This window comes from Streptomyces sp. LN549, assembly GCF_043203805.1.
Taxonomy (GTDB): Bacteria; Actinomycetota; Actinomycetes; order Streptomycetales; family Streptomycetaceae; genus Streptomyces.
The window spans coordinates 3349889-3375000 of sequence record NZ_JAZHRI010000002.1; the positions used below are offsets into that span (position 1 = coordinate 3349889).

18 protein-coding genes and 2 rRNA genes are annotated in these 25112 nt (G+C 67.9%); 8 read left to right on the forward strand and 12 right to left on the reverse strand.

Features of this window, described 5'->3' with window-relative positions; all coding sequences use genetic code 11:
- Nucleotides 1-32: 32 nt before the first annotated feature.
- The gene (locus tag SH922_RS14955; protein WP_393058453.1) at nt 33-704 is read right to left on the reverse strand and encodes an HAD family hydrolase; all 672 of its coding nucleotides are present in this window, start codon (nt 702-704) and stop codon (nt 33-35) included.
- Nucleotides 705-782: 78 nt separating this feature from the next.
- A complete protein-coding gene (locus SH922_RS14960) occupies nt 783-1289 on the reverse strand; it encodes a DUF6912 family protein (protein ID WP_393058454.1) in 507 nt (168 codons plus the stop codon).
- A gap of 287 nt (nt 1290-1576) precedes the next feature.
- On the opposite strand from SH922_RS14960, the gene SH922_RS14965 reads away from it, so the two are divergent.
- Entirely contained in the window at nt 1577-1996 is a 420-nt protein-coding gene (locus tag SH922_RS14965) for an Rv3235 family protein (RefSeq protein WP_393058455.1), read from the forward strand.
- Between the two features lie 330 nt (nt 1997-2326).
- Here SH922_RS14965 and secA read toward each other — a convergent pair whose 3' ends face one another.
- Entirely contained in the window at nt 2327-5143 is a 2817-nt protein-coding gene (secA, locus tag SH922_RS14970; protein WP_393058456.1) for a preprotein translocase subunit SecA, read from the reverse strand.
- 240 nt (nt 5144-5383) lie between these two features.
- Between secA and SH922_RS14975 the strand changes: the two genes are divergently transcribed.
- The gene (locus tag SH922_RS14975) at nt 5384-5971 is read left to right on the forward strand and encodes a GNAT family N-acetyltransferase (RefSeq protein WP_393058457.1); all 588 of its coding nucleotides are present in this window, start codon (nt 5384-5386) and stop codon (nt 5969-5971) included.
- A gap of 49 nt (nt 5972-6020) precedes the next feature.
- Complete coding sequence (locus tag SH922_RS14980; RefSeq protein ID WP_393058458.1) at nt 6021-7196, forward strand: winged helix-turn-helix domain-containing protein; 1176 nt, start codon at nt 6021-6023, stop codon at nt 7194-7196.
- Nucleotides 7197-7230: 34 nt separating this feature from the next.
- On the opposite strand, the gene SH922_RS14985 is transcribed toward SH922_RS14980, so the two are convergent.
- The 7 genes from SH922_RS14985 to mtnA form a co-directional block, all read right to left on the reverse strand.
- Nucleotides 7231-7986, reverse strand: a complete 756-nt coding sequence (locus tag SH922_RS14985) for a response regulator (RefSeq protein ID WP_393058459.1) — start codon at nt 7984-7986, stop codon at nt 7231-7233.
- A 186-nt stretch (nt 7987-8172) separates the two neighbouring features.
- Nucleotides 8173-8862, reverse strand: coding sequence for a ribosome hibernation-promoting factor, HPF/YfiA family (hpf, locus tag SH922_RS14990; protein ID WP_393058460.1), 690 nt, complete (start codon nt 8860-8862; stop codon nt 8173-8175).
- Nucleotides 8863-9183: 321 nt separating this feature from the next.
- A complete protein-coding gene (locus SH922_RS14995) occupies nt 9184-9912 on the reverse strand; it encodes a ComF family protein (RefSeq protein WP_393058461.1) in 729 nt (242 codons plus the stop codon).
- Between the two features lie 97 nt (nt 9913-10009).
- Nucleotides 10010-11782, reverse strand: a complete 1773-nt coding sequence (locus SH922_RS15000; RefSeq protein ID WP_393063571.1) for an LpqB family beta-propeller domain-containing protein — start codon at nt 11780-11782, stop codon at nt 10010-10012.
- 85 nt (nt 11783-11867) lie between these two features.
- The gene (gene mtrB, locus SH922_RS15005; protein WP_393058462.1) at nt 11868-13892 is read right to left on the reverse strand and encodes an MtrAB system histidine kinase MtrB; all 2025 of its coding nucleotides are present in this window, start codon (nt 13890-13892) and stop codon (nt 11868-11870) included.
- A 1-nt stretch (nt 13893) separates the two neighbouring features.
- Complete coding sequence (mtrA, locus tag SH922_RS15010; protein WP_187740742.1) at nt 13894-14583, reverse strand: two-component system response regulator MtrA; 690 nt, start codon at nt 14581-14583, stop codon at nt 13894-13896.
- A 4-nt stretch (nt 14584-14587) separates the two neighbouring features.
- Nucleotides 14588-15733 carry an S-methyl-5-thioribose-1-phosphate isomerase gene (gene mtnA, locus SH922_RS15015; protein WP_393058463.1) on the reverse strand — a complete coding sequence of 382 codons (1146 nt, stop codon included), beginning with the start codon at nt 15731-15733 and terminating at the stop codon, nt 14588-14590.
- Between the two features lie 140 nt (nt 15734-15873).
- Here mtnA and SH922_RS15020 point away from each other — a divergent pair, with 140 nt between their 5' ends.
- Genes SH922_RS15020 through SH922_RS15040 form a run of 5 tightly spaced genes read left to right on the forward strand, consistent with a single transcriptional unit; the run spans nt 15874 to nt 21342 of the window.
- Entirely contained in the window at nt 15874-17076 is a 1203-nt protein-coding gene (locus SH922_RS15020; RefSeq protein ID WP_393058464.1) for a glycerophosphoryl diester phosphodiesterase membrane domain-containing protein, read from the forward strand.
- 4 nt (nt 17077-17080) lie between these two features.
- A complete protein-coding gene (locus tag SH922_RS15025; protein ID WP_393058465.1) occupies nt 17081-17776 on the forward strand; it encodes a DUF4129 domain-containing protein in 696 nt (231 codons plus the stop codon).
- A complete protein-coding gene (locus tag SH922_RS15030) occupies nt 17773-19014 on the forward strand; it encodes a DUF4350 domain-containing protein (protein WP_393058466.1) in 1242 nt (413 codons plus the stop codon). Before SH922_RS15025 ends, SH922_RS15030 begins: the two co-directional genes overlap by 4 nt.
- Nucleotides 19011-20021 carry an AAA family ATPase gene (locus tag SH922_RS15035; RefSeq protein ID WP_393058467.1) on the forward strand — a complete coding sequence of 337 codons (1011 nt, stop codon included), beginning with the start codon at nt 19011-19013 and terminating at the stop codon, nt 20019-20021. Before SH922_RS15030 ends, SH922_RS15035 begins: the two co-directional genes overlap by 4 nt.
- Before the next feature lie 10 nt (nt 20022-20031).
- A complete protein-coding gene (locus tag SH922_RS15040) occupies nt 20032-21342 on the forward strand; it encodes a DUF58 domain-containing protein (protein ID WP_393063572.1) in 1311 nt (436 codons plus the stop codon).
- Between the two features lie 159 nt (nt 21343-21501).
- Here SH922_RS15040 and rrf read toward each other — a convergent pair.
- Both rrf and SH922_RS15050 read right to left on the reverse strand, forming a co-directional pair.
- Nucleotides 21502-21618: ribosomal RNA gene (gene rrf, locus SH922_RS15045) — 5S ribosomal RNA — on the reverse strand.
- Between the two features lie 79 nt (nt 21619-21697).
- Nucleotides 21698-24822 (reverse strand): 23S ribosomal RNA (locus SH922_RS15050).
- Nucleotides 24823-25112: the final 290 nt, after the last annotated feature.

Genomic DNA, 25112 nt, shown 5'->3' on the forward strand with positions numbered 1-25112 from the left:
GTCCTCCAGCTGCCGGCTACTCGCCGGCCCGGCTACTCGCCCAGCTGCTGGGCGAGGGCCGCAGCCTCGGCCAGGGTGTCCACGACGGGCACCCCGGCCGCCTCCAGGCTGGTCCGGCTGTGCGAACCACCGGTGAAGAGCACCGCTTTCGCTCCGACATGGGCCGCGGCCACCGCGTCGTCCACGGCGTCACCGATGACCACCGTGTACTCGGGGGATATCCCGTCCAACGCCGCGAAGTGCCGCTCCATGTGCTGCGCCTTGCTGCCGCCGGACGGCCCGGTCCGCCCGTCGACGCGCACGAAATGCCGCTCGATGCCGTATCCCCGCACGACGGGGACCAGGTGCTCGTGCCCGTACATGCTCAGCAGGGACTGGCTCCGGCCGGCCAGCTGCCACTGCGCGAGCAGCTCGGCGGCCCCCTCGGTCAGCCCGCAGGCCTCGCGCTGCTCGGTGTAAGTGCGGTGGAAGACCCCGTCCATTCGCTCCCACTCGGCATCCGTGGGCAGCCGGCCCATCAGGCGCTCGTAGAACCGGGGAATCGGGATGCAGTACATCTCCCGGTACTGCTCCAGCGTGATCGGCGCCAGGCCGACCTCACCGAACGCGGCGTTCGTCGCGCCGACGACCGCGGTGTTGTCGTCGAGCAGAGTGCCGTTCCAGTCCCAGACCAGATGTGTGCGGTGCTTCCCGTGCGTCCCCATGCAAGAAAAATACCCGCTGCCACTGACAGCCGGACGAACAGTTCGGTGAAGCGCCACCGACGGGCCCTCCACCACCGCTCACCCGATCAGATTCGGGATCTCCTGAATACCGAACCACAGCAGCTCGTGGTCCTCGGCGCCGTCGACGGTGAACTGGGCGTCGTCGTCACCGAGGTCCGCCGCTCCCAGGGCCGCCGCGGCCGCCGTGACGTCCTTGTCGGCCTCGTCCGAGTCGACGTGCACGGCGGCGGCCTTGGCCAGCGCGACCGCGGAGGCGATGGTGACCTCGCCGAGCGAGGAGGCGTCCAGGATGTGGTCCGGGTCGGCGACCGCGTCACCGTCCGGCACGTCGACGGCGACGACGACGCGGCGGCGGGCGGCCGCGGGGTCCCCTGCGACCAGCCGCAGCGAAGCGGACGCGGCCCGGTTGAGCGCCGCGTACTCCAGCTCCTCGATGTCGTCGGAGACGTACCACTCCCGCAGCGCGGGGGTCACCGCGTAGGCGGTCAGCGGGCCGGGGCCGACTTCGCCGGCCCGGTGCGCCGCTGCGAGCCCGGAGAGGGTCAGGGGGACGTACACGCGCATGGCTGTCGCTTTCGTAGTCGGAACGCCCTCAGGATACGTGGGGCGTCCCCCTTTGGGGTTACGTGTCCGGGCCCCGCCCCGTCCACCCGGCAACCGGTCCTCACCCTGCCCGGCCCGCCCCGGGCCCCCTCACCGGACCGGCCCCGCCACCCGGATAGGTGAACCCCGGGCGCTCCACCCCCGGCCTACCGACGCTTGCGGCCGCCTCCGTCGTCCCCGTAGAAGATCACCAGCAGAAGTTACCGCCCGGTACTGATCCGGGCCTCTGAAGCACGGGGGCGACAGCGATGAGCACGAACAGGACCCGGCCTGCCGGACGGCACGACGCACGCAGGCCCGAAGCCGTACCCGCACAACGCCGCCGGATGCCCCAGCGGATCCGGCCCCACCAGTGGTTCGCGGAACGCCTCCTGGCGGTACTCAGCGGCCAGCGCCCCGTCCACTGGATGCTCGGGCACACGATCGGCGACGCCTACGACCAGCTCGCCGAACTGGCCCCCACCACCCCGCTCGGGAGCCGCGGCGCCCGCCCGGTCATCCGCATGTGCCGAGGCGCCCAGCCGGCTCCTGGCGTCGTGGAGGCCTGCGCGAGCATCGCGGCGGGCGAACAGGTCCGCGCCATGGCCTTCCGCCTGGAACAGGGCCCCGACCTCCGCTGGCGCTGCGCCGCAGTGGAACTGGGCAACACTCCGGTACGCCACCCCTGACCCACCCACACGAGCACGCACCCACCCCCGGTCCCGCCGGCACTTGAGGCGGGGCCTGGGGCCGGGAGCCTGGCAGGCCTCCCACCCCCAGCCCCTCCGGCGTTTGAGGAGCGGGGTCCGGGGCCTGGGCAGACCCCTCACCCCCAGCCCCTCCGGCGTTTGAGGAGCGGGGTCCGGGGCGGAGCCCCGGTTACGGGAAGGGGCGGGTAGGGGACAAGGCCCGCCGCAGGCGCCCCACCCCCGCACCCAGCAAGCGCAGCACCCGCACAACGGCCGGGGCCGGACACCCAACGGTGCCCGGCCCCGGCCGACGACGACAATCAGCGCACGCTACTTCTTGCGGCGCCGCCCACCACCGCCACCGCTCTTCTGCGCCTTGCGCCGCTCCGCCCGGGTGAGGCCGTCCGACTCCGCCCCGGCACCACCGTCGCCGTTGGAGAAGTCGCCCTCGACGACACCGCCCTCCCCGTCCACCGTGGGAGCGGAGAAGTGCAGCCGGTCCGGACGCTGCGGAGCGTCGAGCCCCTTGGCCCGGATCTCCGGACGCGCCGCCGGAACGGCGTCCTCCTTGGACAGCGACGTCGCCGCGTCCTGCACAGGAACCTCCTCGACCTGCTGCTCCACCTGGACCTCCAGGTTGAACAGGTAGCCGACGGACTCCTCCTTGATGCCCTCCATCATGGCGTTGAACATGTCGAAGCCCTCGCGCTGGTACTCGACCAGCGGGTCCTTCTGCGCCATGGCCCGCAGGCCGATGCCCTCCTGGAGGTAGTCCATCTCGTAGAGGTGCTCACGCCACTTGCGGTCCAGGACGGACAGCACCACACGCCGCTCCAGCTCACGCATGATGTCGGAGCCGAGCGTCTTCTCACGCTCGTCGTACTGCTCGTGGATGTCGCCCTTGACCGACTCGGCGATGAACTCGGCCGTGACACCGGCGAGATCCCCGGCGGCGTCCTCCAGCTCGGCGACCGTGACCTTCACCGGGTAGAGCTGCTTGAACGCGCCCCACAGCCGGTCCAGGTCCCACTCCTCGGCGAACCCCTCCGCCGTCTCCTGGCGGATGTAGTCGTCGATCGTGTCGTCCATGAAGTGGCGGATCTGGTCCTGCAGGTCCTCACCTTCCAGGACCCGGCGCCGCTCACCGTAGATGACCTCGCGCTGCCGGTTGAGCACCTCGTCGTACTTCAGGACGTTCTTACGCGTCTCGAAGTTCTGCTGCTCCACCTGCGACTGCGCCGACGCGATCGCCCGCGTCACCATCTTGTTCTCGATCGGCACGTCGTCGGGCACGTTGGCCATCGACATGACGCGCTCGACCATCTGCGCCTTGAACAGACGCATCAGGTCATCGCCGAGGGAGAGGTAGAAACGGGACTCGCCCGGGTCGCCCTGACGGCCGGAACGGCCACGCAGCTGGTTGTCGATACGACGCGACTCGTGCCGCTCGGTACCGAGGACGTACAGCCCGCCGAGGTCCTTGACCTCGTCGTGCTCGGCCTTCACGGCCTGTTCGGCCTTCTCCAGCGCCGCGGGCAGCGCGGCCGCCCACTCCTCGACGTGCTCGACCGGGTCCAGTCCGCGCTGGCGCAGGTCCGCCTCGGCCAGGTCGTCGGGGTTGCCGCCCAGCTTGATGTCCGTACCGCGGCCCGCCATGTTCGTCGCGACCGTGACGGCGCCCTTGCGGCCGGCCTGCGCGATGATCGGCGCCTCCCGGTCGTGCTGCTTGGCGTTGAGGACCTCGTGCTGCACACCGCGCTTGGAAAGCTGCTGCGAGAGGTACTCGGACTTCTCGACCGAGGTGGTGCCGACCAGGATCGGCTGGCCCTTCTCGTGCTTCTCGGCGATGTCGTCGACGACGGCGGCGAACTTCGCGACCTCGGTGCGGTAGATCAGGTCCGACTGGTCGGCCCGGACCATCGGCCGGTTGGTCGGGATCGGCACCACGCCGAGCTTGTAGATCTGGTGGAACTCGGCGGCCTCGGTCATCGCCGTACCGGTCATGCCCGAGAGCTTGCCGTAGAGGCGGAAGAAGTTCTGCAGGGTGATCGTGGCGAGCGTCTGGTTCTCGTCCTTGATGTCCACCCCTTCCTTCGCCTCGATCGCCTGGTGCATGCCCTCGTTGTAGCGGCGGCCGGCGAGGATACGGCCGGTGTGCTCGTCGACGATCATGACTTCGCCGTCGATGACGACGTAGTCCTTGTCCTTCTTGAAGAGTTCCTTGGCCTTGATGGCGTTGTTGAGGTACCCGACGAGGGGGGTGTTCACCGACTCGTAGAGGTTCTCGATGCCGAGCCAGTCCTCGACCTTCGCGACACCGGACTCGTGGATCGCGACGGTCCGCTTCTTCTCGTCGACCTCGTAGTCGCCGGTCTCCTCGATGCCCTTGAGCGGGTTGCCCGCCTCGCCCTTGGCCAGGCGCGTGACCAGCTTGGCGAAGTCGCCGTACCACTTGGTGGCCTGGTCGGCCGGGCCGGAGATGATCAGCGGCGTACGGGCCTCGTCGACCAGGATCGAGTCGACCTCGTCGACGATCGCGAAGTTGTGGCCGCGCTGGACGAGCTCGTCCTGCGCCCAGGCCATGTTGTCGCGGAGGTAGTCGAAACCGAACTCGTTGTTCGTTCCGTACGTGATGTCGCAGCCGTACTGCTCGCGGCGCTGGGCCGGAGTCATGTTGGCGATGATGCAGCCGACACTCAGGCCGAGGAACTTGTGGACCCGGCCCATCATCTCCGAGTCACGCTCGGCCAGGTAGTCGTTGACCGTGATCAGGTGCACACCCTTGCCCGAGAGCGCGTTCAGATACGCGGGCAGGGTGCCGACGAGGGTCTTGCCCTCGCCGGTCTTCATCTCGGCCACATAACCGAGGTGCAGGGCTGCGCCGCCCATCATCTGGACGTCGTAGTGGCGCTGTCCGAGAACCCGCTTTGCGGCCTCACGGACGGTCGCGAATGCCTCGGGAAGCAGGTCGTCCAGGCTCTCGCCGTCCGCGTACCGTTCCTTGTACTCGTCGGTGAGCGCCCGCAGCTCGGCGTCGGAGAGGTTGACGAAGTCCTCTTCGATGGAGCTGACCTGGTCCGCGATGCGGTGCAGTTTGCGCAGGATCTTGCCTTCGCCTGCACGCATGAGCTTGTTGAAGACGGACACTGAGGCTGGTCTCCTTGCCGGTCGGGCCTGGCACTGGGTCGTGTTATGGACTCTGGCGCGGGCACGGCAGGTGGGCCCCACCGCAACGGCCATCGTAAGCGAGGACCCCGCCGCGCCGGGAGGGCTGCCACTGCGTTGACCCCGCAGCGCCCTTCCAAGTCAACGGCCGAAGGGCGCCGAAGGTGCCGGGAAGTCCGAAAAGTACTCGCCCAGCGGCCGCTCGCTCAGCAGAATCCGTACATGGAGCCGATCACTCTCACCACCGACCGCCTGCTGCTGCGCCCCTTCGTCCCGGGCGACGCGGAGGATCTGCACGCGGCCTGTCAGGACCCCGACATCCAGCGCTGGACGGTCGTCCCCTCGCCGTACGGCCGCGCAGACGCGGAGTTCTTCGCCCGGCAGCTCTCGCCCGGGGGCTGGCAGGACGACTCCATGTACAACTTCGCCGTGGTGGTGCGCGACGGCGGCGCCCTGGCCGGTGCGCTCGGCATCAACCGACGCACCGGGCCGGGCACGTACGAGGTCGGTTTCTGGACCGCCAGGGAGCACCGCGGTCTCGGCTATACGACGGAGGCGGTCCTCTGCGCCGCCCGCTGGACCTTCACCTCGCTCGGCGGGGACCGGCTGGAGTGGCGGGCCGAGACCGGCAACCTTGCATCGCGGGCCGTCGCACTGCGTGCCGGATTCCGGATGGAGGGCGACCAGCGCTCCGGGGTGCTCAACAAGGGTGTGCGCCGCGATGCGTGGATCGGCGGCCTGCTCCCGTCCGACCTCGGCCTGCCCGGCACCGATGCGTACCTCCCGGCCGACGCCCCCGCCCGCCCTTGAGGGGGCGGTCCCGGCCCGGATGTCAGTGCCGCCCTCTAGGGTGCGGGGCATGACGACTGTGCAGCCTCCCGCAGCCGAACTCTCCGCCGACCAGGCCCGCAGGATCGCACTGCGCGCCCAGGGTTTCCTCGGCGCCCCGGACCGCCGGGCCGGGGTGCCCGGGGTCCTGCGGCACCTCGGTGCCGTACAGCTCGACACGATCTCGGTGCTCGCGCGGTCGCACGAACTGATTCCGTACGCGCGCCTGGGCGCGGTCGGCCGGCGCACGATCGAGGAGGCGTACTGGTCGGGTGGCCGCGCCTTCGAGTACTGGTCGCACGCGGCCTGCATCCTGCCGGTCGAGGAATGGCCGCACTTCGCCTTCCGCCGCCGCGCCTACCGCGCGCGGCCGCAGTGGCATCACGACCTGCCGGACGGCGCCTACGACACCGTCATCAAGCAGCTGCGCGCCGAGGGCCCCCTGACGGCGACGGAACTGGGCGGCGCGAAGAACGGCGGGGAGTGGTGGGACTGGTCCGCCTCGAAGGTGGCCGTCGAGCGGGCCCTGATGTACGGCGAGGTGGTGTGCACCGAGCGGCGCGGCTGGAAGCGGGTCTACGACCTCGCGGAGCGCGCCCTGCCCGATGCCGTGCTCCACGACGATCTGGACGATGCCGAGTGCCTGCGCCGGCTGGTGGCACTCGCGGGGCAGTCACTGGGCGTCGGCACCCGCGCGGACATCGCCGACTACCACCGTCTCAAGGGCGAACAGTTCGACGCCGTGGTGGCGGACTCCGGTCTGGTCCCGGTCACGGTGCAGGGCTGGGCGAAGCCGGCCTGGGCGGATCCGGCCGCTCTGGCCGCCGAGCCGCGCGGACGCCACCGAACGACGCTGCTCTCGCCGTTCGACTCGCTGGTCTGGGAGCGCGCGCGGACTGAGCGGATCTTCGGTTTCACCCACCGCCTGGAGGCCTACGTCCCCAAGCCCAAGCGGATCCACGGCTACTTCGCGATGCCGCTGCTGGCGGGCGGCAGGCTGCAGGGCAGGGTCGACCCGGCCCGCGAGGGCACGACTCTGGTCGCCCGGCAGGTGTCCCTGGCGGACGCGAAGGCCGTGGCGCCGATGGCGCAGGCGCTGGTGGAAGCCGCTTCCTGGGTCGGTTGCACGGAGGTCCGGGTGGAACGGATCGACGCGCCGGAGCTGCGCGGGCCGCTCACCCGGGAAATCGCCCGCGTCCTGGCGTGACCGCACATTCCCGGGGCTTTACCCCGGGCCCCGGTCACCTGATCTCGAGGATCTTCTCCCGCATGGCATAGACCACCGCTTCCATCCGCGAGTGCAGCTGGAGCTTCTCCAGAATGTTGCGGACGTGGTTCTTCACGGTGTTCTCGGAAATGAAGAGTTCCTTGGCGATATCCCGGTTGTTCATGCCCGTAGCAACGAGTTTGAGCACTTCGAGCTCACGTTCGGTGAGCCGGGGCGCCGGAACCAGCCGGCGCTCGTCGGTCCGCTGGATCATCGACTTGAACTCGGTGAGCAGTTTGGACGCCATGGAGGGGCTGATCTGGGACTGCCCGTCGGCGACCGCGCGAATCGCGGTGGCGACCTCGTCCGTGGAGATCTCCTTGAGGAGATAGCCGGTGGCACCCGCCTTGATGGCGTCGTAGAGATCCGCTTCCTCGTCGCTGATCGTCAACATGATGATCTTCGCGCTGGGGGCCACCTCCTTGATGGAGGTGCAGGCCTCGATGCCACCCCGCTTGGGCATGCGTACGTCCATCAGGACGATGTCGGGCAGCAGGTCGGCCGCCTTGTCGACCGCCTCCGCCCCGTCACCCGCCTCGCCGACGACCTGGATGTCCTCCTCCTGCGCGAGGACGATCTCCAGGCCTCTGCGGAACAGGGCGTGGTCGTCGACCACAAGGACTCGGATCGGCTCCTTGCGGGAACCGCTGTCGTCGTCCGCGCCGGTATGGGCACCGGCAGCGCCGTCGGCATCATTCGCATCGCGCACGGGCCCGAAGGTGTCCGCCATCGTTCCTCCCCCTGAAGGCCACGGCCTGAAGTTCACAAACTGTCCGCCAACGGCAGTTCACAGAGCACCGATTGGCTTGGGACGGCCATGATTTCATGCCTGGACGTCAGAGCGGTGATCCTGTGGTCGCACGCGGGTGCCCCTGGGGGCGCACAGGCACTCCAGGGGCACCACAAAGTGGTGGCGTCAGCCGCCGAGCGCACCGCCCGCGCCGCCCGCCTCATCGGCGGCCAGCGGGTCGGTCCTCAAGTGGATGACACCGTAGTCGTAGGCATGCCGCCGGTAGACGACACTGGGTTCCTTCGTTTCGGAGTCGACGAACAGATAGAAGTCGTGACCGACCAGCTCCATCTCGTAGAGCGCCTGGTCGAGCGACATGGGTGCCGCGACGTGCGTCTTCTCGCGCATCACCAGCGGTCCTTCGCCCTGTACCTCGAGCGAGCCGATCCTGGTGGTGGGTACGGGCTTTGCCGCTTCGTCGGCGACCAGTTCGCCGTCGCCGTTGAACGACGCCGCGTCCGGCACCATTTCACCGACCTCTGCAGCGGGGATACGACCTGTGCCGCGGCGGCTGTAGCGCTTGTCGTGCTGCTTGCGCAGCCGTGCCTCCAGCTTGCCTGTGGCCAGGTCCAGCGCTGCGTACGGGTCGCCTGCGGCCGCTTCTGCCCTGATGACCGGTCCACGCGAGCGGAGCGTGATCTCCACCCGGTCGGAGCGGTCTGCCTGACGAGGATTCGGCTCCTTGGACACCTCCACGTCGAGGCTGATCACCTTGCCGTCGAACTTCTGGATCTTGTCCAGCTTCAGCTTCTCGGCCACGTGCTTGCGGAACCGCTCGGGCACCTCGGTCTTGCGGCCCTTGACGACGATGTCCACGCAGAACTCCGTTCCCGGATCGCTCCGCTCAGCGGCGGAGCATCTCCCTTTTGCACCAGGCCCCGGTGATGGCCGGAGCCGCGGACTCGGTGACTTCCACCTCCTCCTCCCCCGTCGGCGAGGTCTCCACCCCACCGAATTCCCGGTTTCCGAACTTCGGTGGGTCGCCTGCCCGAAACCTGGTGATGCATTCGTCGAGGCCTGGCATTCACCATTCCTCACAACCGAACATAGCCTGCCCGGGCGGATGTCGGCACCCGCTACTCGCACGTACCTCCGTTCAGGTCTTTTTACCCACTCACTACCTGCAACGATGCAAGTTCAGTTCCAGTTCCGGTTTATTTCGAAGGCGGACGGAGATGCTGCGACAACGGCCGCGTGACGCACTCCCGAACCAGCGCTCCGCCACCCGTTGGCCCCCTCGATCGCCCGCGCCGCCTCGGCCAGTGAGGCACCCGTCGTCAACAGGTCGTCCACCAGCACCACCCGACCGGCGGCAAGCAGACGCTCACCCCCGGCCACGACCCCCAGTGCGCCCGCCAGATTCGCCCGGCGCTCCCGGGCCGTGAGCCCCGACTGGTCGGCCACCGGACGACGCTGCCGCAACACCCCGGCCACCCGCGCGGACGTGCCCGCGCGCCGCAGTTCCGCCGCGGCCGCCAGCGCGATCCGACGGGCAGGATCATGCCCGCGCGCGGCGACCGCCCGCCGCGCCGACGGTACGGGCACGAGTAGCAGCGGCCCCACGTCGGCCGACGACCCCGCCCCGGCCCTCACGGCACCCGCCAACGCCCTGCCGACGGCTCCCGCGAGGCCAAGCACACCCCGCTCCTTGTGGGCCAGCAGCACCGCCCGTACCGCGTTCTCGTACCCGGCGGCCGCATGCACTACGGGCAGGCCTGCGGGCTCCGGATCAGGCCTCACCCGGCGCGGCACCCCGCCGTACAACTGCGCGCGACACTCCTCGCACAGCTCGGTCCGCGGCCTGCCACAGCCACCGCAGTCCACCGGCAGGACCAGTCCGGTGATCTCCCGCCACCACCCGCGCATGACTCCACTGTGCACGCGCCGAGGCAGCCCGGCCACCCCTGTGGACAACGGCCCGGCCGCCGCCGGGACAACGCCCGGCCACCATCCCCTGCGGGCCTCAGCCCGGGTAGACGAGTGCCGAACCTGCCTTCAGGACGGTCTGCCAGTTGTCCCCGGGCAGCAGTTTCACTATCCCGTCGCCGACCGTGTCCGCCATCAGCGGCAGCTGTTCGTCGTCCGCCGCCGCGATGGCCCGCACCTGGTTGACTCCGGGCAGCACACCCGAGGAGGGTGTCGACCCGTCCGCCTGCACATAGCGGACCTGCTGCACCCCTCCCTGCTCCTTGCCGACCACCACGAGGCGACTGCCGCCCGACCACGACATCGCGGTCACATCAGCCAGCTGTGGCGCGGCCTGCCGCAGATCCACCACGGAGACCTGCTCCTGGCTCTGCGGGCCCGTCCTCTCGATCCGGCCGATCTTCAGCGTCGTCGTCCCGTCGTCCCGCGTCAGCAGCAGCGCGATGCGCACCCCGTCCGAGGACAGGCGCAGTGCCGTGATCCGGCCGCCGTCCAGGCTCGGCACGGCGACCTCCTGGGGCTTGCCCGTGCCGTCGGCCAGCCGCAGCAGCCGTGAGTCGCGCGGGTCGCGGTCGGCGACCCAGAGGTCGCCCCGGCCGTCCCAGCTTGGCGCCGTCAGGCGGTCCTCCGCATTGCCGGCCCTGCTCTTCACCGCCGCGGGCGGAAGCTCACCGTCCGCGGCAATGGAGGAGACGTAGAGCGCTTCCCCGTGCTGCGAGAGGGCTGCCGCTGTCTGCTCGTCCCGGGCCACGCCGACCGCGCTCACCCGCAGCGAGCCGCTGCCGAACGGGCCGGCCACCGGCTCCGGCTCACCGCTGCCCCGGGTGCTCCCCGGAATGCGCTCCACGTGTCCCTTGCCATTGACGAAGTACTGGCTGTCGGGCCCGCCCGACGAGCCGTCGGGGGCGTACTCCTCGGCCTGGTCCGCACCCAGCACACAGAGCGCCGACCCGTCGGAACGCTGCAGCTCCACCTGCTCGACGCGTGCGGAGGTCAGGTCCCGGAGAGTGAAGAGCACCTGTGAGGCCATCATCCGGCAGCGGCGCTGCCCGGCCCCGTCGGCCTTCTTGTCGAGCGGGACCTTCAACACGTTGCGGTCGTCGGGCGTCAGGGACGTGACACCCTTCCGCAGCCCGGTTCCAGCGGGAAAGCGGGATGCGACCACGGGCCGCAGCCAGTCGGTGGGCCCCCTCAGGAGGCTGCGGACGGCCTGCGTCACCGTGTCCATGCCGGTGGCCGGATCGGTCCGGTTACGTATGTAGACGGGGTCGGCGACCAGGGTGGACTGTGCCTCGGTCCGCCCGGTGGCGAAGTAGAACTTGTTGACGGAACGGTAGAGCCGCTTGAAGTCGGACTGCCCGAGAACCAGGCCGTCCGGCACGCTGCCGATGCGCCATTCGTTGCCTTCCGGACCCTTCTGCCGCACCAGGTGAAGGGTGCGGGAGTAGTCAGACGGCGCGAGCGGCTGATAGGCGTTCTGGCCGTCGACCGTCGCCACCATCTCGCCAGTCAGGGTGTAGGTGACCTCGTTGGTACTGCGGTCGCTCTCGTGGACCGGCCGATCGCTCCGGTTCGGCGCCTGGGCCAGGACCGTCGTGAGCGCGCTCGGCTTCCATTCGCTCGACGCCTTCTTCGTGAGGTACTGACGCGTGGTCCTGAAGTCGGAGTCGTCGCTGGTCATCGACTCCAGGAAGCCGTCGACCACCTCGTTCGGAGTGGCGCCGTCACGCGGGGCGACCGCGTACACCTGCACCTGGGAGTCACCGGGCTGCGAGGCGTCCACCGCCTTGACGTCCCCGTTGACGGGCATCGAGCCGCATGCGGACAGCAGCACGGCGCCGCAACCGAGCAGCACGGTCGCCCCCACCGCACGTCCACGGCCGCTCTGACGACGGTCAGTGACCACGAGTCGTGTCCTCCCGCCCCGGATCCTGCCCCGGAGAGTCGTTGTGACGGCCCGGCCGCGCCTCGGCGGGGCGCGGCACCACACGCGCGCCGTTGCCCGGCAGGGCTGCCGGATGCACCGAAGCCGGTGCGGTCCTGGCCGGCATGGGTGCGCGGGCCGGTACGGGCAGTGCTGCCCGGTCCGTACCGCCCGGCTGCGAGGGCACAGCCACCAGCCGGTGGTCGCTGCCCTGGGCGGGAGCCGCCGCGGCCCGCTCCCGGTTCTCACGGTTGCGCCGCGAGTCCTCGGGCTCCAGCGGTATCGGCGAACCACGCAGAGGTTCGTCAGCCGTACGCGGCAGGGTCAGCCGGAACTGCGAACCCCCACCGGGCTCGCCCCAGGCCTGCAGCCAGCCGCCGTGCAGCCGCGCGTCCTCGACGGCGATGGACAGCCCGAGTCCGGTGCCGCCCGTCGTCCGGGCACGGGCCGGGTCGGCCCGCCAGAAGCGGTTGAACACCCGGGTCGCCTCGCCCGGCTTCAGTCCCACGCCGTAGTCACGGACGGCCACGGCGACCGCTCCGCCCGCCACTCCCATCCGCACCACGACATCGCGTCCCTCGCCGTGCTCGACGGCGTTGACGACCAGGTTGCGCAGGACCCTTTCGACCCGTCGCGCGTCGGCCTCGGCGATTACCGGCTGCTCGTCGCCGACCACCCGGATCCGGGTGCCCTTGCGCTCGGCCAGCGGCTCGGCGCCACCGATCACCCGTCGCACGACCTGCCGCAGATCTATCGGCTCCGCCTCCAGAGCCGCGGCACCCGCGTCGAACCGGCTGATCTCCAGCAGATCGGACAGCAGTGACTCGAACCGGTCGAGCTGGTCCCCGAGCAGCTCCGCGGAACGCGCCGTGATCGGGTCGAAGTCGACGCGTGCCTCGTGAATCACATCGGCTGCCATCCGCACAGTCGTCAGTGGCGTCCGCAGCTCGTGCGAGACGTCCGAGACGAAGCGCCGCTGCATCCGGGAGAGCTCCTCCAGCTGCTGGATCTTCAGCTGAAGGTTCTGCGCCATCTTGTTGAAGGCCTCGCCGAGCCGGGCGATGTCGTCCTCGCCGGTGACCTTCATCCGCTCCTGGAGCCGGCCCGCCGAGAGCCGCTCGGCGATCCCCGCGGCCATGCGTACGGGGGTGACGACCTGGCGCACCACGAACCACGCGATGGCCCCGAGCAGCACGACCACGAACAGCCCCGCAGTCGCCAGCGTGCCCTTGACCAGCGTCAGGGACTTCTCCTCCTGCGTCAGCGGGAAGACGTAGTACAGCTGGTACGGATTGCGGTCGATGTCGTAGAGCCGCTTGCCCACGACCAGACCGGGCTGCGATTCCTGCCCGTTCGCGTACTTGATCTGCGAGTACGTCTGAAAGGCTCCCGGGCCCTTGTTCACCGAGTCGCGCAGCTTCTGCGGAATGCTCGCGGCCTCGACACTGCCCGAGCCGCGCGGCGCGCGGGACCCTTCGTCGGCGCTGAGCGCCACCACGTTGAACGCGTTCTTCCCACCACTGGCGAGCTGATCGACGAGCTCGGTCCGCCAGGAGTTGTTGGCCGTCGTGCCATCCGCGGCGTCACCGCCCCGCCCACCGGGGGTGAGCGGAGCGTTCGCCTTCTCCTGGGCGGCCGCGAACCCACCGGCGGCCTGTGTCTGGGCAGCCTTGCCCTTCGCGTCCAGCAGGCCGTTGCGCACCTGCCCGATCACGACGAGGCCGAGCAGCAGCACCACACCGAGCGACATCAGCAGTGTGCCGGCGACGACCCGCAGCTGGAGATTGCGCCGCCACAGCCGTACGGCGGGCAGCAGCGGACCCCGCACCCACCGCATCAGCAACCGCGGCACCGGCCCGCCGGGCGCCCGGTCATGGAACAACCGGCCGCCCTGCAGGAAACGACCGACCGCAGATGACGTGTGCCCTGAACCGGCAGCCCGCTCCGCACGGACTCCCGGCTCCCCGGGCTTCGGAGCAGTGCTACCCAGGGACATGTCAGCTCGGTCCGGCCTTGTAACCGACACCTCGGACGGTCACGACGATCTCCGGCCGCTCCGGGTCCTTCTCGACCTTGGAGCGGAGCCGCTGCACGTGCACATTCACCAGACGGGTGTCAGCGGCGTGACGGTATCCCCAGACCTGCTCGAGGAGTACCTCACGGGTGAAGACCTGCCACGGCTTGCGAGCGAGCGCGACCAGCAGGTCGAACTCCAGCGGGGTCAGGGCAATGGACTGTCCGTCCCGCTTCACCGAGTGCCCGGCCACATCTATGACCAGGTCCCCGATGGTCAGCTGCTCGGGTGCCGGCTCCTCGGACCTACGCAAACGTGCCCTGATCCGGGCAACCAACTCCTTAGGTTTGAACGGCTTGACGATGTAGTCGTCGGCCCCGGACTCCAGGCCCACCACCACGTCAACCGTGTCGCTCTTGGCAGTGAGCATGACGATCGGCACACCGGACTCGGCCCTGATCAACCTGCAGACCTCGATGCCGTCCCTACCGGGCAGCATGAGATCCAGCAGAACCAGGTCCGGCTTTGCCTCACGAAATGCAGCAAGTGCCTTGTCGCCGTCCGCTACGAACGACGGCTCGAACCCCTCACCACGCAGCACAATCCCGAGCATCTCGGCCAGTGCGGTGTCGTCGTCGACGACAAGGACGCGTCCCTTCATAATCGACATCATCCCATTAGCTAATCGTTACCTGCGATGACCTGGCACACAGCTCTGCCAGTCCGACCCCTGTGACCGGGGAGATTACGCCCTCCTCCGTGACGATCGCCGTGACCAGCTCCGGCGGTGTGATGTCGAACGCGGGGTTGTACGCCGGGGTTCCCACCGGGGCCACGAGCACTCCGCCGGTTCCTCTCCCGTCGACCCCCGACTGCGGAAATGTGAGCTCCGTCACTTCCCTCGCCGGCCGCTGCTCCACCGTGATGGATGCACCGTCCGTGGTGTGCAGATCCACGGTCGTGGTCGGTGCCACCACGATGAACGGTACGTGGTGATACTTCGCGAGCACCGCGAGCGGATAGCTCCCCACCTTGTTGGCCACCGATCCGTCCGCAGAGATACGGTCCGCCCCGATCAGTACGGCGTCCACCTCTCCCGCGGCAAACAGCGACCCCGCGGCGTTGTCCGTGAGCAGGCTGTACGGCATGCCGTTGCGCGCCGCCTCGTACGCGGTCAGCCGGGCGCCCTGCAGCAGCGGGCGGGTCTCGTCCACCCACAGCCGCCTGAGCCGGCCCGCCCGGTGCGCCCCGAGCGCGACCGCGAAAGCAGTTCCCTCGCCCCCGGAGACCAGAGCCCCGGTGTTGCAGTGGGTCAGCAGCCGGTGACCGCCGCCGGGAAGCAGCTCGTTCAGGAGAGCTAGCCCGAACCGGGCCATGTGCCCGCTGGCCACAGCGTCCTCCCGGTGCAGCGCCCTGGCCTCGTCCAGCGCCACCGCCGCCGCCAGCTCCGCACCGGCCCCCTTGTCGACGGCCGCCCAGTACGCCGCGGCGGCACGCCGGACGCCGTACCCGAGGTTCACCGCGGTGGGCCGCGCCTGCTCCAGCAGGCCCGCGGCCTCCGCCACGTCGTATCCCCGCACGGCGGCGAGAGCCACCCCGTAGGCCCCTGCGATGCCCAGCAGCGGCGCACCGCGCACCGCCAGTGTCCGGATCGCCTCCACCAGCGCGGGAACGTCGGTACACGCCAGTTCAGCCTCCTCTGCCGGCAGCCTCGTCTGGTCGAGAAGCACCAGCACAGGGCCTTCCGGAGGCTCGTCCCAGCGAAGTACGGGAAGCGCGGCGGGCTCAAAGCCCACCGGCGATTGCGCGTCCTGATCAGCCATCTGTCCAGTCTGCCCCTAGAGCCGCCCTCGCATGAAGGAACGGAGGAGATACAGCGCCAGGCCCGGACGGGGCCAACGCGTGGCACGATGGCTGCCAACCTGACGCCCCGATGCGCGGACAGGACCGTGAAGGAGCGAGAATGAACGACACTCCGGGCTGGGCCTCGCCCGGATCTGCCCCCTCCGACGGCCAGGAGGCAGGCGTCCCCCGCCCTTCCGAGCCCGTCGACGGCAGCGGGTCTGCGGGAATCTGGTCTTCCACGCAGCCGCCCGCAGGGCAGTGGTCCCCGCCGAGCAATTCCGGAACCGGCCCCGGCACGCCGCCTCCCCACCCTGGTTGGGGCGTTCCCCCGCAGGGCCCCGGGTGGGGACGCCCACCGGCTGCGGCCAAGCCCGGCGTCATCCCCCTCCGGCCGCTGGGCGTCGGCGAGATCCTGGACGGCGCCGTATCCACCATGCGTGCGCACTGGCGCACGGTGCTCGGCATCGCTCTCGCCGTCTCCGTGATCGCCCAGCTCGCCGACCTGCTCGTGCAGCGGTACCTGTTGCCTGAACCCCCGTCGATCGACCGGAACGCCACGGGCTCGGAGGCGCTGCGCCAGGCCACCGACTCGCTCCGCTCCAGCTTGCTCAACACCGCCCCGTCCCTGCTCATCTCGATGCTCGCCACGATTTTCACCACCGCGGTACTGACCGTGGTGATCAGCCGCTCGGTGCTGGGCCGCCCCGTCACGCTCTCCGACGCCTGGGCCGAGGCCCGACCCCGGCTGTTCCCGCTCCTGGGCCTGACCCTCCTGCTGACCCTCATGGCCGCGGCCATCATGACGGCGGGAATCCTCCCGGGCTTCCTGATCGGCGACACGGCAGGGGTCGGCCTCGCCTTCATCGGACTGCTCGCCGCAGGCGGTGTGCTCCTGTGGCTTCTCGTCCGTTTCTGCCTCGCCTCCCCGGCACTGATGCTGGAACGGCAATCGATCACCGCTTCCATGCGGCGTTCCGCCAAACTGGTCCGCGGCGCCTGGTGGCGGACGTTCGGCATTCTCGCGCTCACCTCGCTGCTGACGGTCATCGTGACGCTGGTGATCGGCATCCCGTTCGGCCTCATCGCGATGGCCGTGGACGACGGCGGCCTGAGCTCCCTCCTCACCGAAGGAGCCACCAGTTTCGGCTGGCCGTTCCTGATCGTCTCCGCCATCGGCGACGTGGTCGTCGCAACGATCATCTATCCGCTGTCCGCCGGAGTCACGGCCCTTCTCTACGTGGACCAGCGCATCCGACGCGAAGCACTCGACCTCGACCTCGCCCGGGCAGCAGGTCTGCCGGGCTACGACAACAGGAGCTGACACCGTGTCGGGGGCGGGTGGCACAACGGCAGCGTCGGCCGAGCTGCTGATCCGGGCGAGCGGCGACATACCCGTGGACATCCCACGGGCTCCCGCCCGCGAGGCCGCACGGCACGAACTGTCCAAGCCCATGTACCACGAGAACGATCCGAACCCGCTCCAGCGCGCTCTGGACCATCTGTGGAGCTGGATCGGCGACCTCGTCTCGTCCGCCTCCGACGTCGCCCCGGGCGGGCCTGCGGGACTGGTCGTACTCGTACTGATCGTCATCGCTCTGATCGCCGGGCTCCTGTGGCGTCTGGGCACCCCGCAGAGCAGCCTGCGCGTCGCGGACGCCCTCTTCGAGAGCGGCCCCCGCAGCGCGCCGGAACACCGCGCCACCGCCGAGGCCCACGCCGCCGCCGGCCGGTGGAGCCAAGCCGTCCAGGAGCGGATGCGCGCCATCGTCCGTTCCCTGGAGGACCGCACCCTGCTCGATGCCCGCCCGGGGCGCACCGCCGACGAAGCCGCCGCCGAAGCCGGCCGCATGCTTCCTGCACACGCCGCACGACTCCGAGCGGCAGCCCAGGCATTCGACGACGTCACGTACGGCGGGCGTTCCGCCGACCGGCAGGCGTATCTGGCCGTGCTCGCCCTGGACCTCGACCTCGAGACCGCCACACCGCAACTGTCCGGCACGCTCCCGGGGGCTGCCGGATGACCACGGCCACCACCCGCCCCACGTCCATCTCTCCCACTCCGCGCCAGGTCTGGACCCGCACTCGCGGCCTGCTTCTCGCCCTCCTCGTTCTCGTCGCCGCGGGAATCGCCCTGGCGGCCGCCCGCTCCGGAGACCAGCACGGCCGGCTCGACCCCCGCTCCGCAGACCGATACGGGGGCAGGGCCGTAGCCGAACTCCTCAAGGACCGTGGGGTTTCCGTCCGCGTCGTCACCACGCTCCAGGCCGCCACGTCCGCGGCCGGCCCCGACGCCACGCTGCTCGTTACCGCCCCCAATCTTCTGACGCCATCTCAGCAGAGCGTGCTCCACGCGATGACCAGCGATACGGGCGGCCGGACAGTGCTCCTCGCTGCGGGCCCGCCATCGGTCGGCGCATTGGCCCCCGGCGTTCGCGTCAATTCCTCCGTCCCGGTCTCCACACGGGCCCCGCAGTGTTCCCTGGCCGCCGCACGCCAGGCCGGCGACGCAGAGACAGGGGGCTTCCGCTACACGTCGAACGGCCTTGGAGCCATTGCCTGTTACCCGGCCGACGGCCTTGCTTCCCTGCTCGTGCTGGAGCAACCGGCATCGGGTGACACCGTCCTGCTCGGAGCCCCCGACCTCCTCTACAACGACCGTCTGGACGAGGCGGGCAACGCCTCTCTGGCCCTTCAACTCCTCGGTTCGCGCCCGCATCTGGTCTGGTACCTCCCCTCGCTCAGCGATCCCTCCGCCGCGGACAGCGACGCAGGCAAGGACAACAGCACGGACCGCGACAACACGGACCGCGGCAGCACGGAAGACGAAAGCAGCTTCATCGATCTCATCCCGTCGGGCTGGCTTTGGGCGACCCTGCAACTCGCCCTCGCCGCCGTACTTGCCGCCATCTGGCGGGCGCGGCGCCTGGGCCCCGTGGTCGCCGAACGGCTGCCCGTGGCCATCCGCGCCTCCGAATCCACCGAGGGCCGTGCCCGCCTCCAGCGCAAAGCCAACGCCCGCGACCGGGCCGCCGACGCGCTCCGCAACGCCACTCGCACCCGCATCGCTCCTCTTGTCGGTGTCTCCCCGCGCGACGCGCACTCCCCTGCGACGCTCCTCCCCGCCGTGTCCGCACGCCGCGACCCTGGCGAAACCGGCCTCCACCAACTGCTCTTCGGCTCGGCCCCCTCCGACGACACTGCTCTCGTCCTTCTGGCAGACCAACTCGACACCCTCGAAAGAGAGGTCCGTACCTCATGAGCGCCCCGCCCCCCATTCCCACCGGGACAACCGGGACAACCGGGACCGTCAGCAGCGACGCCGCGGCCCGTGCCTCCCTGGAAGCGCTGCGCTCCGAGATCGCCAAGGCCGTGGTCGGCCAGGACGCTGCGGTCACCGGTCTCGTCGTCGCACTGCTCTGCCGCGGCCATGTCCTGCTCGAAGGCGTCCCTGGCGTGGCCAAGACCCTCCTGGTCAGGGCGCTCGCAGCATCGCTCGAACTCGACACCAAACGTGTCCAGTTCACCCCCGACCTGATGCCCAGTGATGTCACCGGCTCACTCGTCTACGACGCCCGCACCGCCGAGTTCTCCTTCCAGCCGGGGCCGGTCTTCACCAACCTCCTGCTCGCCGACGAGATCAACCGGACTCCTCCCAAGACGCAGTCCTCCCTGCTGGAGGCCATGGAAGAACGCCAGGTCACCGTCGACGGAATCCCGCGCCCCCTGCCGGACCCCTTCCTCGTTGCAGCCACCCAGAACCCGGTGGAGTACGAGGGCACATATCCCCTCCCTGAAGCCCAGTTGGACCGGTTCCTTCTCAAGCTGACGGTCCCGCTGCCGACCCGCGACGACGAGATCAACGTCCTGACCCGGCATGCCGACGGCTTCAACCCCCGCAACCTGCAGGCGGCCGGCATACGCCCGGTCGCCGGGCCGGCCGACCTGGAGGCGGCACGCACCGCAGTCGCCCAAACCACCGTCTCCCCTGAGATCGCTGGCTATGTTGTAGATATCTGTCGTGCCACGCGCGAATCCCCCTCACTCGCCCTCGGTGTCTCGCCCCGAGGCGCCACAGCTCTCCTGTCCACTGCCCGAGCCTGGGCCTGGCTGACCGGCCGCGACTACGTCACCCCCGATGACGTCAAAGCCCTCGCGCTCCCCACGCTCCGGCACCGCATCCAGCTGCGGCCTGAGGCGGAGATGGAGGGAGTCACCCCGGACTCCGTCATCACCGCGGTTCTCGCCCACGTCCCCGTACCCCGTTGAGGCGGTAATGGTGGCCCTTACCGGACGCACTGCTCTGCTCGCCGCTCTGGGGTCACTCCCTGTAGGGATCCTGGCCCCGAGCTGGACGGGCATGCTCGCGGTCAACGCCCCGCTCTCTCTAGCTATTCTGTGCGACTACGCGCTGGCAGCACCAGTGCGTCCGCTTCAGTTCACCCGATCCGGCGATACAACCGTTCGCCTCGGTGACGGCGCCGAGGTGCAACTCACCGTAGTCAATCCTTCCCGCCGTCGCCTGCGGGCACACCTCCGCGACGCGTGGCCTCCCAGCAGCTGGCTTCCTGGCACGGATCAGACCGCGTCTCGTCACAAACTGGACGTCCCGCCCGGTGAGCGTCGTCGTGTCACCACGCTTCTGCGCCCCACCCGCCGCGGCGACCGCCTGGCCGAGCAGATCACCATCCGGTCCTATGGCCCGCTTGGGCTCGCAGCACGCCAGGGCAGTCATCATGCTCCGTGGAGAGTGCGTGTCCTGCCGCCCTTCACGAGTCGCAAACACCTGCCGTCCCGCCTCGCCAGACTGCGCGAACTCGATGGCCGCACGAGTGTCCTCACCAGGGGCGAGGGCACGGAATTCGACAGCCTGCGCCCCTACGTTCCCGGTGATGACACCCGCTCGATCGACTGGCGGGCCACCGCACGCCAGTCAGCGGTGGCTGTACGGACCTGGCGCCCCGAGCGCGACCGTCACCTCCTCATCGCCCTCGATACCGGCCGAACGTCGGCGGGCCGGGTCGGCGATGTCCCCCGTCTCGACGCGTCGATGGACGCGGCGCTGCTCCTCACCGCCCTCGCCACCCGCGCCGGCGATCGTGTGGATCTCCTCGCCTACGACCGCCGTGTACGCGCCCAGGTCCGGGGCCGGGCAGCCGGGGACATCCTGTCGGCGATGGTCGACGCTCTGGCGCCGCTGGAACCGGAACTTGTGGAAACCGACGCACGCGGGTTGAGCGCCGCCGCGCTGGCCAACGCTCCCCGGCGCTCTTTGATCGTGCTGCTGACCAGCCTTGACGCAGCGCCTGTCGAAGAGGGCCTGCTGCGCGTACTCCCACGTCTCACCCAGCGGCACACCGTGCTGCTGGCGGCTGTAAGAGACCCTCACGTCGAGGAGATGGCAGGCGCGAGAGGAACAGTGGACGCTATCTATGAGGCAGCTGCCGGAGCACAGGCTCAGGCTCGTCGGCGCCGGACTGCGGATCAGCTCCAGCGTCATGGTGTGGTCGTCGTGGACGCCACCCCGGACAGCCTCGCGCCGGCCCTCGCTGATGCCTACTTGGCTCTCAAGGCAGCGGGGCGACTGTAGCGTCACCGGCAGGCCGGTCCACGCAACGAATCAGCGGGCACACCAAGATGTACAGGTCGTGCCCGCTGACATCTGTCCCGGGGCCCGGGTCCGGTCCGTTCTGGTCGGGAACGCAGAAAAGCCCCGTGCCACAAGGGCACGGGGCTTTTCATAAAAGGAGTTCGGCGGCGTCCTACTCTCCCACAGGGTCCCCCCTGCAGTACCATCGGCGCTGAAAGGCTTAGCTTCCGGGTTCGGAATGTAACCGGGCGTTTCCCTAACGCAATGACCACCGAAACACTATGAAATTAACCAACACCGGAACAAAACACGGCCGTTCGTTATTTCAGAACTAACACAGTGGACGCGAGCAACTGAGGACAAGCCCTCGGCCTATTAGTACCAGTCAGCTCCACCCGTTACCGGGCTTCCACATCTGGCCTATCAACCCAGTCGTCTACTGGGAGCCTTAACCCTTCAAGAGGGTGGGAATACTCATCTCGAAGCAGGCTTCCCGCTTAGATGCTTTCAGCGGTTATCCTTTCCGAACGTAGCCAACCAGCCATGCCCTTGGCAGGACAACTGGCACACCAGAGGTTCGTCCGTCCCGGTCCTCTCGTACTAGGGACAGCCCTTCTCAATATTCCTACGCGCACAGCGGATAGGGACCGAACTGTCTCACGACGTTCTAAACCCAGCTCGCGTACCGCTTTAATGGGCGAACAGCCCAACCCTTGGGACCGACTCCAGCCCCAGGATGCGACGAGCCGACATCGAGGTGCCAAACCATCCCGTCGATATGGACTCTTGGGGAAGATCAGCCTGTTATCCCCGGGGTACCTTTTATCCGTTGAGCGACAGCGCTTCCACAAGCCACTGCCGGATCACTAGTCCCGACTTTCGTCCCTGCTCGACCCGTCGGTCTCACAGTCAAGCTCCCTTGTGCACTTACACTCAACACCTGATTGCCAACCAGGCTGAGGGAACCTTTGGGCGCCTCCGTTACTCTTTAGGAGGCAACCGCCCCAGTTAAACTACCCATCAGACACTGTCCCTGATCCGGATCACGGACCCAGGTTAGACATCCAGCACGACCAGAGTGGTATTTCAACGACGACTCCACAACCACTGGCGTGGCCGCTTCAAAGTCTCCCACCTATCCTACACAAGCCGAACCGAACACCAATATCAAACTATAGTAAAGGTCCCGGGGTCTTTCCGTCCTGCTGCGCGAAACGAGCATCTTTACTCGTAGTGCAATTTCACCGGGCCTATGGTTGAGACAGTCGAGAAGTCGTTACGCCATTCGTGCAGGTCGGAACTTACCCGACAAGGAATTTCGCTACCTTAGGATGGTTATAGTTACCACCGCCGTTTACTGGCGCTTAAGTTCTCAGCTTCGCCGACCCGAAAGTCAGCTAACCGGTCCCCTTAACGTTCCAGCACCGGGCAGGCGTCAGTCCGTATACATCGCCTTACGGCTTCGCACGGACCTGTGTTTTTAGTAAACAGTCGCTTCTCGCTGGTCTCTGCGGCCACCCCCAGCTCACCGAGTAAATCGGATCACCAGTGATGGCCCCCCTTCTCCCGAAGTTACGGGGGCATTTTGCCGAGTTCCTTAACCATAGTTCACCCGAACGCCTCGGTATTCTCTACCTGACCACCTGAGTCGGTTTAGGGTACGGGCCGCCATGAAACTCGCTAGAGGCTTTTCTCGACAGCATAGGATCATCCACTTCACCACAATCGGCTCGGCATCAGGTCTCAGCCTTAATGTGTGACGGATTTACCTACCACACGGCCTACACCCTTACCCCGGGACTACCACCGCCCGGGCTGGACTACCTTCCTGCGTCACCCCATCGCTTACCTAGTACAAGTCTGGTTCGTCGGCTCCACCACTACCCTCAACTCCGAAGAGATCGGGCCGGCTTCACGGACTTAGCATCGCCTGATTCAGTATTGGGCGTTTCAAAGCGGGTACCGGAATATCAACCGGTTGTCCATCGACTACGCCTGTCGGCCTCGCCTTAGGTCCCGACTTACCCTGGGCAGATCAGCTTGACCCAGGAACCCTTAGTCAATCGGCGCACACGTTTCTCACGTGTGTATCGCTACTCATGCCTGCATTCTCACTCGTGAACCGTCCACAACTCGCTTCCGCGGCTGCTTCACCCGGCACACGACGCTCCCCTACCCATCCCAGCCCCCGTTGGGGGTATGTGCTGGAATGACACGACTTCGGCGGTACGCTTGAGCCCCGCTACATTGTCGGCGCGGAATCACTTGACCAGTGAGCTATTACGCACTCTTTCAAGGGTGGCTGCTTCTAAGCCAACCTCCTGGTTGTCTCTGCGACTCCACATCCTTTCCCACTTAGCGTACGCTTAGGGGCCTTAGTCGATGCTCTGGGCTGTTTCCCTCTCGACCATGGAGCTTATCCCCCACAGTCTCACTGCCGTGCTCTCACTTACCGGCATTCGGAGTTTGGCTAAGGTCAGTAACCCGGTAGGGCCCATCGCCTATCCAGTGCTCTACCTCCGGCAAGAAACACACGACGCTGCACCTAAATGCATTTCGGGGAGAACCAGCTATCACGGAGTTTGATTGGCCTTTCACCCCTAACCACAGGTCATCCCCCAGGTTTTCAACCCTGGTGGGTTCGGTCCTCCACGAAGTCTTACCTCCGCTTCAACCTGCCCATGGCTAGATCACTCCGCTTCGGGTCTTGAGCGCGCTACTAAATCGCCCTATTCGGACTCGCTTTCGCTACGGCTTCCCCACACGGGTTAACCTCGCAACACACCGCAAACTCGCAGGCTCATTCTTCAAAAGGCACGCAGTCACGACGCACCGAGCAAGCTCGATGCGCGACGCTCCCACGGCTTGTAGGCACACGGTTTCAGGTACTATTTCACTCCGCTCCCGCGGTACTTTTCACCATTCCCTCACGGTACTATCCGCTATCGGTCACCAGGGAATATTTAGGCTTAACGGGTGGTCCCGCCAGATTCACACGGGATTTCTCGGGCCCCGTGCTACTTGGGTGTCTCTTAAACGAGCCGTTAATGTTTCAGCTACGGGGGTCTTACCCTCTACGCCGGACCTTTCGCATGTCCTTCGCCTACATCAACGGTTTCTGACTCGTCTCACAGCCGGCAGACCGTGAAAAAGAGATCCCACAACCCCGCATGCGCAACCCCTGCCGGGTATCACACGCATACGGTTTGGCCTGATCCAGTTTCGCTCGCCACTACTCCCGGAATCACGGTTGTTTTCTCTTCCTGAGGGTACTGAGATGTTTCACTTCCCCTCGTTCCCTCCACACTGCCTATGTGTTCAGCAGTGGGTGACAGCCCATGACGACTGCCGGGTTTCCCCATTCGGACACCCCCGGATCAAAGCTTGGTTGACAGCTCCCCGGGGCCTATCGTGGCCTCCCACGTCCTTCATCGGTTCCTGGTGCCAAGGCATCCACCGTGCGCCCTTAAAAACTTGGCCACAGATGCTCGCGTCCACTGTGCAGTTCTCAAACAACGACCAGCCACCCATCACCCCACCCTTACAGGCGAGTTCACTGGGGCCGGCAACCGAAGGACGACCTTTACGGCCGTACCTTCAGATACCCAACAGCGTGCCCGACCCGACCGATCACCCTCACGTTCCACGCCGAAGCAGTACTAGTGAAAACAACCTGTCGTGCCGAATAGTCAACGTTCCACCCATGAGCTAACCACCGCCGAACATTCGCCGGTGTACTGGCCTCTGACCAAACCGAAGCCTGGTAAGAA

Coding starts and splice junctions, on each gene's coding strand:
- SH922_RS14955 (WP_393058453.1), bottom strand. CDS start 704: ATGGGGACGCACGGGAAGCACCGCACACATCTGGTCTGGGACTGGAAC.
- SH922_RS14960 (WP_393058454.1), bottom strand. CDS start 1,289: ATGCGCGTGTACGTCCCCCTGACCCTCTCCGGGCTCGCAGCGGCGCAC.
- SH922_RS14965 (WP_393058455.1), top strand. CDS start 1,577: ATGAGCACGAACAGGACCCGGCCTGCCGGACGGCACGACGCACGCAGG.
- SH922_RS14975 (WP_393058457.1), top strand. CDS start 5,384: ATGGAGCCGATCACTCTCACCACCGACCGCCTGCTGCTGCGCCCCTTC.
- SH922_RS14980 (WP_393058458.1), top strand. CDS start 6,021: ATGACGACTGTGCAGCCTCCCGCAGCCGAACTCTCCGCCGACCAGGCC.
- SH922_RS14985 (WP_393058459.1), bottom strand. CDS start 7,986: ATGGCGGACACCTTCGGGCCCGTGCGCGATGCGAATGATGCCGACGGC.
- SH922_RS14995 (WP_393058461.1), bottom strand. CDS start 9,912: ATGCGCGGGTGGTGGCGGGAGATCACCGGACTGGTCCTGCCGGTGGAC.
- SH922_RS15000 (WP_393063571.1), bottom strand. CDS start 11,782: ATGCCCGTCAACGGGGACGTCAAGGCGGTGGACGCCTCGCAGCCCGGT.
- mtrB (WP_393058462.1), bottom strand. CDS start 13,892: ATGTCCCTGGGTAGCACTGCTCCGAAGCCCGGGGAGCCGGGAGTCCGT.
- mtrA (WP_187740742.1), bottom strand. CDS start 14,583: ATGATGTCGATTATGAAGGGACGCGTCCTTGTCGTCGACGACGACACC.
- mtnA (WP_393058463.1), bottom strand. CDS start 15,733: ATGGCTGATCAGGACGCGCAATCGCCGGTGGGCTTTGAGCCCGCCGCG.
- SH922_RS15020 (WP_393058464.1), top strand. CDS start 15,874: ATGAACGACACTCCGGGCTGGGCCTCGCCCGGATCTGCCCCCTCCGAC.
- SH922_RS15030 (WP_393058466.1), top strand. CDS start 17,773: ATGACCACGGCCACCACCCGCCCCACGTCCATCTCTCCCACTCCGCGC.
- SH922_RS15035 (WP_393058467.1), top strand. CDS start 19,011: ATGAGCGCCCCGCCCCCCATTCCCACCGGGACAACCGGGACAACCGGG.